General features: G+C 51.8%; 12 protein-coding genes. 1 reads left to right on the forward strand and 11 read right to left on the reverse strand.

Annotated features, from left to right (window positions below):
• Positions 1–19 precede the first annotated feature (19 nt).
• From rpoZ to I8J30_RS00230, 8 genes are all read right to left on the reverse strand, one after another.
• Positions 20–229 carry a DNA-directed RNA polymerase subunit omega gene (gene rpoZ / locus I8J30_RS00195; RefSeq protein ID WP_090978245.1) on the reverse strand — a complete coding sequence of 70 codons (210 nt, stop codon included), beginning with the start codon at positions 227–229 and terminating at the stop codon, positions 20–22.
• Positions 230–250: 21 nt separating this feature from the next.
• Positions 251–868, reverse strand: a complete 618-nt coding sequence (gene gmk / locus I8J30_RS00200) for a guanylate kinase (protein ID WP_210654421.1) — start codon at positions 866–868, stop codon at positions 251–253.
• Between the two features lie 14 nt (positions 869–882).
• Entirely contained in the window at positions 883–1,143 is a 261-nt protein-coding gene (gene remA / locus I8J30_RS00205) for an extracellular matrix/biofilm regulator RemA (protein WP_020615370.1), read from the reverse strand.
• Between the two features lie 411 nt (positions 1,144–1,554).
• Positions 1,555–3,408, reverse strand: a complete 1,854-nt coding sequence (locus I8J30_RS00210) for a bifunctional homocysteine S-methyltransferase/methylenetetrahydrofolate reductase (protein ID WP_210654423.1) — start codon at positions 3,406–3,408, stop codon at positions 1,555–1,557.
• 25 nt (positions 3,409–3,433) lie between these two features.
• Positions 3,434–4,264 carry a diaminopimelate epimerase gene (gene dapF / locus I8J30_RS00215; protein WP_210654425.1) on the reverse strand — a complete coding sequence of 277 codons (831 nt, stop codon included), beginning with the start codon at positions 4,262–4,264 and terminating at the stop codon, positions 3,434–3,436.
• 1,040 nt (positions 4,265–5,304) lie between these two features.
• Positions 5,305–6,006, reverse strand: a complete 702-nt coding sequence (locus tag I8J30_RS00220; RefSeq protein WP_210654427.1) for a class I SAM-dependent methyltransferase — start codon at positions 6,004–6,006, stop codon at positions 5,305–5,307.
• Positions 6,007–6,069: 63 nt separating this feature from the next.
• The gene (locus I8J30_RS33470; RefSeq protein WP_210654428.1) at positions 6,070–7,089 is read right to left on the reverse strand and encodes a MerR family transcriptional regulator; all 1,020 of its coding nucleotides are present in this window, start codon (positions 7,087–7,089) and stop codon (positions 6,070–6,072) included.
• Positions 7,090–7,184: 95 nt separating this feature from the next.
• The gene (locus I8J30_RS00230; protein ID WP_210654430.1) at positions 7,185–9,977 is read right to left on the reverse strand and encodes a calcium-translocating P-type ATPase, SERCA-type; all 2,793 of its coding nucleotides are present in this window, start codon (positions 9,975–9,977) and stop codon (positions 7,185–7,187) included.
• A gap of 159 nt (positions 9,978–10,136) precedes the next feature.
• On the opposite strand from I8J30_RS00230, the gene I8J30_RS00235 reads away from it, so the two are divergent.
• Entirely contained in the window at positions 10,137–11,987 is a 1,851-nt protein-coding gene (locus I8J30_RS00235) for an Rqc2 family fibronectin-binding protein (RefSeq protein ID WP_210654432.1), read from the forward strand.
• 78 nt (positions 11,988–12,065) lie between these two features.
• Here the strand turns inward: I8J30_RS00235 and I8J30_RS00240 are convergent, their stop codons facing one another.
• The 3 genes from I8J30_RS00240 to I8J30_RS00250 are packed head-to-tail and all read right to left on the reverse strand — an operon-like array spanning position 12,066 to position 14,355.
• Positions 12,066–12,596: a MerR family transcriptional regulator gene (locus tag I8J30_RS00240; protein WP_210654434.1), complete on the reverse strand. Its 531-nt coding sequence runs from the start codon at positions 12,594–12,596 to the stop codon at positions 12,066–12,068.
• A gap of 5 nt (positions 12,597–12,601) precedes the next feature.
• The gene (locus tag I8J30_RS00245) at positions 12,602–13,453 is read right to left on the reverse strand and encodes a PHP domain-containing protein (protein ID WP_210654436.1); all 852 of its coding nucleotides are present in this window, start codon (positions 13,451–13,453) and stop codon (positions 12,602–12,604) included.
• Positions 13,444–14,355, reverse strand: a complete 912-nt coding sequence (locus tag I8J30_RS00250) for a selenium metabolism-associated LysR family transcriptional regulator (RefSeq protein ID WP_210654437.1) — start codon at positions 14,353–14,355, stop codon at positions 13,444–13,446. The genes I8J30_RS00245 and I8J30_RS00250 overlap by 10 nt, the downstream gene beginning before the upstream one ends.
• Between the last annotated feature and the right edge of the window lie 36 nt (positions 14,356–14,391).

The following is a 14,391-nucleotide window of genomic DNA, read 5'->3' on the forward strand; positions in this document are numbered from 1 at the left end:
GTTGTTCTTCATCAATTTCTTAGTCTTTCTTGTTCAGCGTGCTCTCTACCACAAGAATATCTTGGTAGATTTCTTCGAGGGCAATACCCACGTACTTATGGGATCTTGGGGAACGAATTTCTGTTTTGCTTCCGTCACGAAGCATTCTTGCACGACGCGATGCTGCGACAACCAAGGAATACTTGCTGTCGACCTTCTTCATCATTTCATCAATAGATGGATATAACAACGTTCCTTCACCTCACTCATGCTAGGCTTTCTCGGAAGCTTCCTTCACTTCCCCAAGCTCTGCGATAAATCGGTCACGCCGGCAATGCTCTGCTACGATGATGCTCTGTATGCGATGACACGCAGCGTCAATCTGATCATTCACGACTGCATAATCGTAATAATGAATAAGATTCATTTCTTCCACCGCTACGTTCATGCGATGGTCAATAATATCGGCATTCTCTGTTCCGCGTCCGGTAATGCGCTGTTTAAGGACATCAAGAGAAGGCGGCACCAAGAAAATAAAGACACCTTGCGGAAACTTCTCTTTTACTTTTAACGCGCCTTGCACTTCAATTTCAAGAATGATATCTTTGCCCGAAGCAAGCGTACGCTCAACAAAATCACGCGGCGTGCCGTAGTAATTACCGACATATTCCGCATACTCCAGAAGCGCATCCTTCGCGATCATATCTTGGAACTGTTCTCTTGATTTAAAAAAATAATTAATGCCGTCGATCTCACCTTGACGGGGTGAGCGTGTGGTTGCCGAAACGGAATAAATAAGGTCACTCTGCTTATGCCGAAGTTCGGAACAAACCGTTCCCTTGCCGACGCCCGATGGGCCGGATAATACAATTAACAATCCTCTGTTCATAATACTCCCCGTCACTATTCGTCGTGATCGTCATCCTTAGTCGACAACCGATGAGCAACCGTCTCCGGTTGTACGGCCGAAAGAATAACGTGATCGCTGTCCGTAATAATAACAGCGCGTGTGCGGCGTCCATATGTAGCATCAATAAGCATATGACGGTCGCGAGCTTCTTGGATAATCCGTTTAATCGGCGCCGATTCCGGACTTACAATCGAGATGATTCGATTGGCGGAAACGATATTTCCGAAACCGATATTAATGAGCTTAATGGCCATTTCTGTTCCCCTCCGGTATCTCCCGTGCATGATCATGCAATTAAACACGATGTATAGATAAGCGCAAGAATGATGGAGTCGAATCTTCTGCCGGAACCTAAAAGTTTGATGACAGAATATTGCATTATTCTTGACGAAAAATGTCCGGAGCATACGTTCGGCCAGCCGATTGCTTACAAGTGATGAAGCGATAGTCAGGTCCCCTATTCTATCGCATCCGAAGCGGCATGGCAAGTGCATCCAAGGACTATTCTAATTCATTTTTACAATACGAACAAGTGTTATTGCATAAACACAAGAAGAAACGGCTGGCGCCGTCCATAAACGATGCAGCAAGTTTCTTCTTGGAGTCCATTCAGCGCCGTTTCGGATAGGTCGGGATCCGGTCTGAAATATGGAGAAAAAACGGGCTTAACCCGTTTTCCCGCTCGTTTTTCTCCAGACATAGTCTGTCAGTTGCACCGTCATCTCGTAGAACATGAACGGCGTGATCAGATAAATGCCCTTGAAGTATTCCAATGCGGTATCCAGCAATTCCTCAGCGATTCGTACGCCTTCCGCTCGTCCTTCCTCGCCTTCCAATCCCGCCATCCGTCTGCGAACATCATCGGATAGCTGAATACCGGGTACCTCATTATGCAAATATTCCGCGTTACGTCCGCTTGCCAGCGGCATGATGCCGATGAAGATAGGGACGGACAAATGCTTTGTTGCTTCCGCGATGCGGACGATCAGCTCTTTATCATAAACCGGCTGCGTCATGATGTAATCAGCACCGGAATCGATTTTCTTCTCCAGACGGGCAATCGCCTTGTCCAAATATTTGACGTTCGGATTGAAGGCTGCGCCCGTGATGAAGTTTGCTTTCTGCTTAAGCGCTTTGCCCGAGAATGCGACACCTTCATTCAGCTGTTTAATCATCCGAATCATTTCGAAGGAAGTGAGATCGTACACGGAGCTGGAATCCGGCAAATCACCGAAACGAGCCGGGTCGCCGGTCACGGCCAGGACATGATCGATGCCAAGCGCATCAAGCCCCATCATGTGCGACTGCGTTCCGATCAAGTTGCGATCGCGGCAAGCGATATGCACAAGCGGACGAATGCCGACTTGATGCTGAACGAGCGACGCGAGCGCGATGTTGCTCATCCGAGTAACTGCCAGCGAGTTGTCTGCCATTGTCACGGCATCCGCTTTGATTTCCTTGAGCGCTCTCGCGCCATCCATAAACTTCTGAATGTTGAGGTCCCTCGGCGGATCAAGCTCTACGATTACGGTATGGCGTTCTTGCACCAAATCCACAATCGTTGGTTCCGAAACAGGCTGCTGCTCCGATTGCAAGGTGATACGTTCCCGTTGAACCGGAAGTTGCTGGGCCTCCGGTTGAACCGGTTGCGGAGTGTATCCTTCCAGCGACTTGGCAATGGCCGCGATATGCTCCGGCGTTGTACCGCAGCAGCCGCCGATAATCCGAGCACCTCGGTCCGCGAATTTACGGGCCGATTGCGCAAAATATTCCGGCGTCGCCGAAAACATGTACTTGCCATCCACATAATCCGGAATACCCGCATTCGGAAAAACAGAGAGCGGCAAGACGATGTCGCCGACGATCGAATCAATTGCACGCATAATGCCGTTCGGGCCGCTTCTGCAGTTGAAGCCTACCACGTCTGCGCCTTCTTGCTTCAATTGGTTGAACGCGATGGCCAGCGGATGACCGTCTTGGGTAACCGCTTCTTTCTCCACCGCAAATTGGGCGATGACCGGAACGTCCGAGAGTTTGCGAGCGATTCGCAGCGCCAGCAATGCTTCCTCGAGATCGTAGAACGTCTCGAGCAAAATGCCATCAACGCCGGCATTCAGAAGAGCATCCATTTGCTGATGAAACAGCTGTTCCAGCTGCGTTGTTGCGATGTTCTTGCGTTTACCCGCACGGATAGAACCGACGGCTCCGACTACATAGGCATCGCTGCCCACCGCGTCTCTGGCAATCTGAACACCTGCGCGATTGATCGCCTCGACTTCATGATCCAGTCCATAATGCGAGAGGCTTGCCAGATTCGCCGAGAACGTATTCGTCTCGATGACACGAGCTCCCGCTTCATAATAACGACGGTGCACATCTGCGATGACCTCCGGACGCAAGACATTAAATTCTTCGTATGAAACGCCGACAGGGAACCCCATCCCGTAGAGATAGGTTCCCATCGCGCCGTCCCCGGTCAAGATGCGCGCTTGTAGCGCTTCCCGTAAATCCGGTTTCATTTTCAAAACTCCTTCATTTCAATCCTTATACTGTACCACGGAAAACTTCTGCTGCCGGGCCAGTCATGTAGACATGATTGTTTTCCTCGTTCCACTCGATCAACAGGTCTCCGCCTTTCAGCGATACCGTTGCCGTACGATCTGTGTATCCGTTCAACACGGATGCGACCACTGTCGCGCACGCTCCGGTTCCACATGCAAGAGTAGGTCCAGCGCCGCGTTCCCATACCCGCATATCGGTGAAGTCTTTGGAGCGAACCGTTACGAACTCGACATTGATTTTGCGAGGGAACATCGGATGAACTTCAAGCTTCGGCCCCCATGCTGCCAGATCAAAATTCACGGCATCGTCCACATAAATGACACAATGCGGGTTGCCCATCGATACGGCCGTGAATTTGAACTCGCGTCCATCCACTTCGATCGATTGATTAATGACCGGATTGGCATCAATTGTTGTGGGTACTTTCAAGCCTTCAAGGATCGGTTGTCCCATGTTGACCCGCACCAGCACGGCTTTGCCGTTCTCGACTGTCAGCTGCACCTCTTGGACACCTGCTCCAAGCGTTTCTATGGTCAACGTTTCTTTATCTGTTAAACCGTTATCATATACATATTTCGCTACGCAGCGAATGGCATTGCCGCATTGCTCCGCTTCGGAGCCGTCGGAGTTCATGATGCGCATCCGAAAATCAGCTTGCTCAGATGGTAAAATATAAACAAGTCCGTCGGCACCAATGCCGAAAAAGCGATTGCAAAGCTGTACTGCGAGCTCGGCTGCGTTATCCGGTAATTTCGTTTCTCCTTCGACAACAATAAAGTCATTGCCCAGTCCATGCATCTTCGTGAAATTCATCTACTCGCACTCCCTTTTGTCCGATCGAAATCAAATAAATTCTATTATTCACTCCATTATAATTTATTTAGTGTACCTTAATCTTTGCATTATTGCATCACTTTGTTGTACTAACATCCCCCTAAATCCCCCTTGGAAAGGGGGACCCCGAGGACTCCCGCCCTCTGGACACCCGGAATGAATAACGTCTGTGCAGCAGAGAAGCGCTCCCGTGATCATACGTGCTAGTCCTCGCTTTCGTCCCATTCGGGAAACGCCTTTACTTCTGGCGCTTACTATCCACCTGGTGTCCCTTCGGGACCATCATAACGTAGTCCGCCTTAGAGGCGCATCAGATCCCGTGCGTGCTGGGGTCGCTTTCGTCCCATTCGGGACACGCTTAACTTTTGGCGCATGGAAAGGCGAGGGGCACAGGGCTGGATTGCCAGTGGCCGACTTCGCCGACCAGGCAATCGTTGGCCGCCTGTTATTCTGGCGGCTTTTGGTTGGATTGCCGACTCGGCCTCTACGCGGCCGGGCGGCAATCCTACGGGCCGCCTGTTACCTGGCGGAGAAGTTGGTTGGGGTAGATTGCCGGGCGGCCTTTGCGCAGCCTGGCAATCTATGTGCCGATGTTACTTTCGTTTCGGCACACAAGAAAAGGGAGTCGCTATAATTGCGACTCCCGGATTCTATAGCTTCAGGCACGGCACGCGAGCAAACTTTAGAATTTGGTGTACATCCGCGATGATCACATGCTTTGTCGCATTCCAACTTTAACGGTTGTGACAGCGGTTATTTGGCATCAATTTACCCAATTATTCAGTCAACGGTTGCCAGCGAGCTTATTTGAACGTTTTCCACTGGGAATCGACCGATTTGCCCCAAATAACGTCTGTCACATCCGTTAGGTGTTTTCAAAAAGGCTTATTTTCACCAAATAGCCACGCTGACAACCTTTAAAGCTTTGTACATGAAGCTTGGACAAGAAAATGGCTGTCGAGACTTTCTCGAGCAGCCCGGGATTCGGTACTTTAGCTTATCCGCTCTTTCGCTCTTACCTAATCAAACCTCTTCCACCAGACGCCGGTCCATTCCTCGACCGATGGGCTGTTGTTGGCTTGCACCTGTGCGCTGAGCCAATCGCCGAAGAAGAAGTCGGTGATGGAGACGGCATCGGCTACGGAGTCGAATAGATAATCGGTTCGTATGGCTTCGTGCTCGAAGCCATATTCGTTTACGAGAGCCGCATAGTAGGCTCTCAAGAAGTCCGGCGGATTCGGGACCGAAGAGCCGGTGCCGAAGTTTTCGAAGATGATACAGGTTCCTCCGGGTTTCAATATTCTGCGGATTTCTTCCATAATCGCGGATAGATTCCCGCTCCAGCCCTCAACATTGCTGCTCGCGGCATAACAAATGGTCCAGCCTGCCGTTACCAGGTCTACACTATTATCCTGTAAAGGTAACTGATCATGCTGGGCAACCGCAGTCTGCCAATTCGTTAAACCAAGGGCTGAGAGCTTACTTGACGCCACTTCGAGCATTGCGCCGGAGGCGTCGGTTGCGGTAATGGATGCCGCAAGCGGTGCAAGCATGGTCGTTAATCGGCCTGTCCCGGCGCCGATATCGAGTATCGCTGCCTCGGAAAGATGGGGCACGATTCGATTGATCGTTTTCAGCAGATTGTGCTGGACATCCTCGAACGAAATAAGCTGGTCGTAACGTTCCGCTTCACTTTGATAAATATGGTCATGGTCAGGCATGCGTTTCCCTCCTAAATTAGCTTTCGACGCAAGCTTAAGGGCTGACGCAGGGTGAAGGTCAACTCAATGTTTTCGTACCGCATAGACGACGTGTATCCACGGATTCACGGCTTGGGATACGGTGATAAAGTCACGGTTTCTAAACCATTCGAGCAGCTCCTGCCGATTCGTTGAATGTTTCGTAGTATCCGGCGGCATGGAACTTGAACTCCATTCTCCCTCATACATGAGACCCGCAATACATATTCTGCCGCCCGGCGCCAGCACCCGATCCATTTGATCAAGCGCTAGCAGCTGCTGCTGCCCATTCAGATGATGCAGCGCGAAGGCCGACACAATTAGCGTGAATTGCTTGTCCATAAAAGGAAGAGCCAGTGCATTCCCCAGCTTAGCGGTCATCGCCGGATACCTTTCCCTGCATTTAGCCAGCATTTCTTTGGACTGATCCAAGGCCGACATGGCTGCTCCAAGAGCTAACAGCTTGCCCGCCAGATTGCCTGTGCCTGTCCCGATATCAAGCCCCTGCTCGCCTGACTTGGGCGACACCCACTGTACAATGAAATCAAGCGCCGTTTCATATTCGGCTTGGGATAACACGGATCCCGTCGAGAGCATCGCCTCAGAGCGATCGTAGACGGCTGCGAGCCGATCGAAGTCCCATGTATCCATCCAAGTAGATTGGCTGTGCTGAATCCCCTTCAGCTCCCCTGTCAATTGAAACAGATCTTCCACATCCAGCTGCTGCTTCTGCTCGAACCTTGCGATTAGCTCATCCAGCATGCCAATCGCATATTTCCACTCCACCCACTTGGCGGTAAGCGCCATTCGCTGTAATTCGAGATAGTGGTGCACGGTAGCCGAATCCCCTTGATCCAGCTTTGTCATTAATGCTTTTATCTGTTCGATACTTAGCCCCAGCTCGCGCAAAGAGGATATCGTTTGCAATCGCCATGCTTCGCTTTCCGAGTAGTAGCGGTACCCATTCTCTTGTCCGCGTTCCGGCTTCATAAGCCCCTTCGATTCGTACAATCGAATGGCTCGGGGTGTGACATTCAATCTTTTCGCCAAGTCGTTGATTTTCATGCTCCGCCTCCTTCACCCAGTATAAACTATAACCTAAGGTGAAGGTTAATCGATCGCAAAAGAAACCGGCAGCGCGCGGCTGCCGGTTTCGACACTTATCTGGTCACTGATTTTGGCCCGCTAAGCGGCCAATTTGATTTTTTCTTCTTCTCGGTTGTGCCGAGTACGCTGCCGATCCCCATCATGAAGGTCGGAATGCCCGCTGCCACAATGACGAGGCACCAATCGCGGAAACCGAGCGGAACGGTCTTGAAGATCGGCTGCAGAGCTTCGATGTAGAGCACGCCGAGCATCAGCAGAACGGACGACAGTACCGCGAACAGCAAGTATTTATTTTGCAAAATATTACGGTGGAAGATCGAACGAGAGCTGCGGCAGTCAAAGACATGAATCAGCTGCGCCATAACGAGCGTGGCAAAAGCTACCGTTTGGGCATGGATGAGATTAGTCGGACTGTTAGGCGCTGTTCGGAGCGTGATCCAGAAAGCTGCCAGCGTACAAACACCGATCAGAATGCCTCGACTGATGATTTTCCAGCCCAATCGCCTTGCGAAAATATTCTCTTTCGCCGAACGCGGCTTCTGCTGCATGAGATCCTTCTCGGCTTGGTCGACACCGAGCGCCATCGCAGGTAACCCGTCTGTAACAAGGTTGACCCAGAGGATCTGAATCGGCACGAGCGGAAGCGGAAGCCCGGCCATCATGGCCAAGAACATCGTCAAAATCTCGCCCACGTTGGAAGCCAGCAGATAGCGGATAAATTTGCGGATGTTCTCATAGATGCCGCGGCCTTCCTCGATTGCTGCCACGATGCTGCTGAAATTATCATCGCTGAGCACAAGCGACGATGCTTCTTTGGATACATCAGTGCCGGTGATGCCCATCGCAATTCCGATATCCGCGGCTTTGATGGCAGGTGCGTCATTAACGCCGTCACCCGTCATGGCAACAACATGGCCTTTGCGCTGCAGCGCTTTGACAATACGAAGCTTATGCTCCGGAGACACCCTTGCATACACATAGATATTATCGATCAAGCGATCCAGCTGTTCTTCGTTCATTCCGTTCAATTGCTGCCCGCTGATCGCGATGCCGCCTCTTGGCATGATGCCAAGCTGTCCGGCAATCGCTTCCGCGGTAAGCTGATGATCGCCCGTGATCATTACGGTCTTGATTCCGGCGCGGCGGCAATTTGCAATCGATTCACGAACTTCACGGCGCGGCGGATCGATCATACCGGAGAGACCTACGAAGATCAGCTGATTCTCTACATCGGCTTCGTCTTCGGCTGCATCATGGGACCGCAGATCCCGGTAGGCGAAACCCAAGACACGCAATGCCGCTTGCGCCATGTCCTCGCTGGCGTTGTTAACCTTCTGCTTCAATGTAGCCGTGAAAGGAACGACTTTGCCGTCCCATAGAATATACGTACATTGCTCCATAAGCACATCGGGCGCCCCTTTGGTGCATACCAGGCGGCCGCCTTGGTGACTGACGAGCACGGACATCCGTTTCCGTTCCGAATCAAACGGAAATTCTTTTACCCGCTGATACAATCCTTCGAGTGACTTCATCGTGACGCCGAGCTTCGATGCAAGGACAGTCAAAGCTCCTTCTGTCGGATCGCCCTTTAGCACCCACTCGTCCTGAACGAATGTCGTCTTGGACTTCTTGCGTTTCGCATCCTGCTCCTCATCGATGCGGGTAACAGATGCGTTGTTGCACAGAGCCGCGATTTGCAGCAGCCTGCGCAGCGGTTGATGCTGCTTGAGATCGACTGCTTTGCCGCCTTCGAAGCAAGAACCTGTCGGCTCGTAGCCGTCTCCGGTAACATCCATGCCCTGACCGCCGATCCATAGCTTCGTCACGGTCATTTTGTTCTGCGTAAGCGTTCCTGTCTTGTCCGAACAAATAACCGACGCGCAGCCGAGGGTTTCCACGGAAGGCAGCTTACGAACGATGGCTCGGCGTTTAATCATGCGCTGAACGCCAAGGGCGAGTGCGATGGTCACGATTGCCGGCAAGCCTTCCGGAATCGCGGCAACGGCCAAGCTGACTCCCGCCAGGAACATCTCATATGCAGGTTGTCCGTGCAATATCCCTGCAACAACCACCATGACGGTCAATGCCAGAGCGACGACGATGAGAATTTTGCCGAGCTGCTCCAGACGATGCTGAAGCGGTGTTTCCATGGTTTCCGTCTGCTGGATGAGATTTGCGATTTTGCCCATCTCGGTGTTCATGCCGGTACGAATGACGATCCCCTTTGCCGTGCCTCGGGTAACCATCGTTCCCATAAAGCCGATGTTGCGCATATCTCCGAGTGGAAGCTCATCGGCCTGAATCACGACGCAGTGCTTGTTGACCGGAACGGACTCGCCTGTCAGAGCCGATTCCTCCGCGTAACAGCTGTTCGCCTCGATGAAGCGAATGTCGGCCGGAATTCGATCTCCGCTCTCAAGCTCGACCAAGTCCCCTGGCACCAACTCGCTTGCAGGAACAACTACGGACTCGCCGCCACGCAGCGTCTTCGCCAGCGGTGCGGATAATGCCTTAAGTGCGCGGAGCGATTTTTCTGCCCGGAATTCCTGCACAAACCCCAATATCGCGTTGATGACGATAATGGCCACAATCGTAATTGCATCCAAGTATTCGCCAAGCAAACCGGATATTAATGTCGCCCCCATGAGCACAAGCACCATAAAATCTTTGAACTGACCGAGGAACAGCATAATCGGAGGAACCTTCTTCCCCTCCGTCAGCTCATTTCGACCGACTTCACGCAAACGTTCTGCTGCCGCACTTGGTGTAAGTCCGGTATCCAAAGAAGCTTGAAGCGCCTCAGCGAGTTCGCTTGTTTCCATCTGGTGCCACTTACCTTGTTCCATGCCCCGCCCTCCTCCTGTTACTTGCCGCCTGACGGACAGCCTATATGGCCTAAATGTATTCGGACAAACTGCAAAATATCCCAGCTTGGGACTTAAGTTTTTGTCTCGAATATGGCATGATAGTGAAATGAAACAGAAACAAAGGGGATAAAGAGCATCATGGCCTTAGATGGAATCGTTACACGCGCCGTCACGCATGACCTGCAAACCTTAATCGGTGCGCGCATTTATAAAATACATCAGCCCACTTCACATGACCTGGTCTTGCAAATACGAGGGAACGGTGCGCAGGGCAAGCTGCTGCTGTCGGCAAACCCAACCTATCCGCGTGTCCACTGGACCGAGCAGTCTTATATCAATCCGCTGGAAGCGCCGATGTTCTGTATGCTGCTTCGCAAATATTGCGAAGGCGGCGTCATTGAAGCGGTGCGTCAAGTCGGCAACGAGCGAATCATCCACTTCGATATCCGCCAGCGGGACGAGCTTGGCGATATGTTTTATAAACGAATCGTCATCGAACTGATGGGGCGACACAGTAATATTATTTTGGTGGATGTTGCTTCGGAGACGATTCATGACGGTATTCATCATGTTACGCCCGCGATCAGCAGCTTCCGCGTCGTCATGCCCGGTACTGCCTATGTAGCGCCGCCTGAACAGGGGAAGGATGATCCGCTGTCCGTTCGCGATGTCGAGCAATTCACGCAATCGCTGATTACTGCGGCAGATACGCTGCTTAACCCGCCGGTTCCGGACGAGGATAGCATCCACTTCGGTACAGCACCAAAGCCGCTTCCGCCAAGCTCCCTCACGGCGGATATGCTGCTGGTCGCGGCATTTAGCGGGATCAGCCCATTGCTTGCCAAAGAGCTGGTTTACCGCGCGTCGAACGGCAGCTTGGCACATGCCAATGAGCCCAGTGGAGACGTAAAGGCTGCGGCGCTGCTGATCTGGCCGGCATTCCGCGAAATGATGCAGCAATTCACGGAGCATAAGTACGAGCCGCAGCTTGTCACGATTTCCGGCAACGGCAAAGCTTCTTTCTCCGTCACCGCTCTCTCCCATGTAGCCGGCGAGAAGACGGATTATCCGTCCGTTAGCGCCTTACTGGAAGCCTTCTATGGCGATAAAGCGCTGCGCGATACGGTAAAGCAGCGTGTTTCGGATCTCATTCGTTTCCTCCAGAATGAGCGTAACAAGAATGAGAAGAAACTGGAGAAGCTGCAAGAAACGCTTCGAGAAGCGAGCGACGCCGATCATTTGCGCATTATAGGCGAGCTGCTGACGACAAACCTGCATACTTTGAAGCGCGGAGACAGTTCCTTGGAAACGATCAATTATTACGAGGAAGAGCAGCCGATGATCACCATTGCGCTAGATCCTCAGCTTACGCCTTCTCAGAATGCGCAGCGGTACTTCAAGAAATATGCGAAGTATCGAAACAGTCTTACGATCGTTGCCGAGCAAATGCAGCGCACGCGCGAGGAAATTCAATATTTGGCCTCGCTGCTTCAGCAGCTCGAAAGCGCGTCGTTGTCGGATATCGACGAAATTCGTGACGAGCTCGCCGAACAAGGCTATATGCGCGCTCGCGAGAAGCGCGGTGCGAAGAAGAAGAAACCGAAGCAGCCTGCGCTGCTATGTTATACGTCATCTGAGGGCGTGGCCATCTATGTGGGCAAGAACAACACTCAGAATGATTTCTTAACGAATAAGACCGCAGCTCCGAATGACACCTGGCTGCATACCAAAGATATTCCCGGCTCCCATGTGGTCATTCGCGGCACGGCTTTCAATGATCAAACCCTGGAAGAAGCCGCGATGCTTGCCGCTCATTTCAGCCAAGCCAAATCTTCCAGCTCCGTGCCTGTCGATTACACGCTGATTCGCCACGTGAAGAAGCCAAGCGGAGCTAAGCCGGGGTACGTTATCTACGATCATCAGAAAACATTGTATATCACGCCGGATGAACAGCGCTTGAAAGACCTGCCTTCCCACATCAAGGCATAGGTTGACGGACAAAAGCAAAAAAAAGGGGTTATCTCACCTGCCGAATAAACGCCGGCATGGCTCAGATAACCCCTTTTCTTATTCCCTGCCAATTCTGCTTGTCATGACAACCTCACGGATATATTGACTGCAGAAGCATGCTTTGCAGTCGTATAACTCGCCACGCTCAAACTTCTCTCCGAGCTCAAGCAGCGCTGGCTTAATCACTTGTGAAACCAGCTGTTCCATGGAATGAAGTGCTCTCACTTGTCGATACACCTGATCTGCGCCGCGCAGATCTACTTTATCCAAATAATGCATCAGAATATCGACGGGACCTCCGGCATCCACTTCTGCTTTTACTGCGGAGAATCCTCTTGACTCCTTCGAGTCTGAGTCGCCCATATTCCGCTTACGCTCCGCAACCGCCATACCAATTGGTCTGCCTTCTTCGACCCGGGACTTCAACCAACGAATGATTTCAATATCCTGCGCTGTATAACCGCGATAGCCATTAGGCATACGCAGCGGACTCACCGCCTCATACCTCTTCTCCCACTTCCTGATGAGCTGCGTAGACAGCCCAGTCAGCAAGGAGACTTCTTTGATTGTGTAAAGCCCGTCAATCATGGCATCTACCTCCGTGAAGGATTGAGTTGACTCAGTACGTCCAACGGGGCAGTTTTGCTTCCCATTTCGCCGTGAAATACGACGCCATGGCGTTCGCCGTGAAAATCGGATCCTCCGGTAACGATCAGATTATATTGTGATGCCAGCTTTAGATATCGCTCTTCATCTTCGGCCGAGTGATCCGGATGATAGACCTCGATTCCCTTTGCCCCTTGATTAATGATCGACTCCACAAGCACATCATTTCCATAGATTCCGGGATGCGCAATAACACTCGTTCCGCCTGCTTCCCGAATCCATTCCAATGCTTCAAAGGGATGCAGTCTCGGCGGGTTGGCATATGCTGCACCTTCATCCCCGAGGTACCGGTCGAAAGCCTCCTGCATCGTGCTGACATAGGCTTTGGCTACAAGCACCGCTGCGATATGAGGACGACCGATCGAGCCGCCATCCTTCCCTTGCTCACGAGCCGCTTCCATGACTTCTTCCATCGTTATGGGGAGACCGAGTTCACATAACTTAGCAATAATCATCACGTTTCTCTGTTCTCGGGTATCGCCCAACGATGCTAATTTCGTTTTCCAAACTTTCGTATCCCAGTTAATGTAATATCCCAGTATATGTATGTCGCGTCCTTCTGCGACAGTACTTATTTCTACGCCGGGCACAACCGTAACCCCAAGCCGATCTCCCGCTTCAAGCGCTTCGGCCAGTCCGTCCACGGTGTCATGGTCTGTGATCGCGATGGCTCCAAGGCCGCGGGCCTTAGCCATTTCAACATTATCCGCCGGCCGCTGCATGCCGTCGGAAGCTGTTGTATGCGTGTGCAAATCTGCACGTAAGCGCATTACAGCCATTGATTTAAATCTCTTTCTCTCAAGAAGCTGAGGAAGGTCACCGCAGATATCGGCAGCAGCGCCGATTTCAAAAAGATGGAATAAAACTGCCGTTTAAATCGAACATCCCTAATCGGGATCGCCTTGATTAAACCTAAGGCAACTTCATGTTTGATGGAAGAGCTCGATACAAAGGAAATGCCCAGTCCTGCTTCCACGGCGGACTTTACGGCTCCCGTACTGCCAAGCTCCATGACGATCTTCATTTCTGACAGATCCATGTTCTTCACTCTGAGCTGTTCCTCCATCACAAGACGAGTACCCGAGCCTTGCTCACGCAGGACGAACGGATAGCTCATCACTTCCTCCAGATCGACGATTTCCGCATCGGCCAGAGGGTGCGACTTGCCGACAATGAGCTGCAGCTCATCGCTCATTACCGCTTCCATATGCATGTCCGGATGATTGACCGGCGCTTCGATCAACCCGAAATTCAACTGGTGATTGACGATTTCTTCCATGATCTGCGCCGTATTCATTACTTTCATGCTAATGGAGATATGCGGGTATTCCTGTCCGAACGGCCCCAGCAGACGCGGCAAAATATATTCGCCAATCGTTAAGCTGGCTCCGAGCTGCAGCCTGCCTTTGAGCTGCGTCGTAAATTTGGACATTTGAACGTCCGTGTCGCGTATCAGATCAATGCTGCGCTGGGCATAAGGCATTAAGGCACGCCCTGCTTCCGTTAATTCGATTCGCTTCGTGGAACGCTGAAGCAGCTTCGTGCCGAAATAATCTTCGAGCGACTGCACCTGCATCGTCACGGCCGGCTGAGTCATATGCAGCGCTTGCGCGGCCGCCGAGAAGCTTCCGCGTTCTGCGACCGTATAGAAAATATGGAGTTGATGAAAATTGAGCGCCATGAAGGGCATCCCTTCCTTTCTGTTAACACTCATTAT

It is taken from the genome of Paenibacillus lignilyticus (assembly GCF_017942085.1).
Classification (GTDB): Bacteria; Bacillota; Bacilli; order Paenibacillales; family Paenibacillaceae; genus Paenibacillus_Z; species Paenibacillus_Z lignilyticus.

Coding starts and splice junctions, on each gene's coding strand:
- gmk (WP_210654421.1), bottom strand. CDS start 868: ATGAACAGAGGATTGTTAATTGTATTATCCGGCCCATCGGGCGTCGGC.
- remA (WP_020615370.1), bottom strand. CDS start 1,143: ATGGCCATTAAGCTCATTAATATCGGTTTCGGAAATATCGTTTCCGCC.
- I8J30_RS00210 (WP_210654423.1), bottom strand. CDS start 3,408: ATGAAACCGGATTTACGGGAAGCGCTACAAGCGCGCATCTTGACCGGG.
- dapF (WP_210654425.1), bottom strand. CDS start 4,264: ATGAATTTCACGAAGATGCATGGACTGGGCAATGACTTTATTGTTGTC.
- I8J30_RS00220 (WP_210654427.1), bottom strand. CDS start 6,006: ATGCCTGACCATGACCATATTTATCAAAGTGAAGCGGAACGTTACGAC.
- I8J30_RS33470 (WP_210654428.1), bottom strand. CDS start 7,089: ATGAAAATCAACGACTTGGCGAAAAGATTGAATGTCACACCCCGAGCC.
- I8J30_RS00230 (WP_210654430.1), bottom strand. CDS start 9,977: ATGGAACAAGGTAAGTGGCACCAGATGGAAACAAGCGAACTCGCTGAG.
- I8J30_RS00235 (WP_210654432.1), top strand. CDS start 10,137: ATGGCCTTAGATGGAATCGTTACACGCGCCGTCACGCATGACCTGCAA.
- I8J30_RS00240 (WP_210654434.1), bottom strand. CDS start 12,596: ATGATTGACGGGCTTTACACAATCAAAGAAGTCTCCTTGCTGACTGGG.
- I8J30_RS00245 (WP_210654436.1), bottom strand. CDS start 13,453: ATGGCTGTAATGCGCTTACGTGCAGATTTGCACACGCATACAACAGCT.
- I8J30_RS00250 (WP_210654437.1), bottom strand. CDS start 14,355: ATGGCGCTCAATTTTCATCAACTCCATATTTTCTATACGGTCGCAGAA.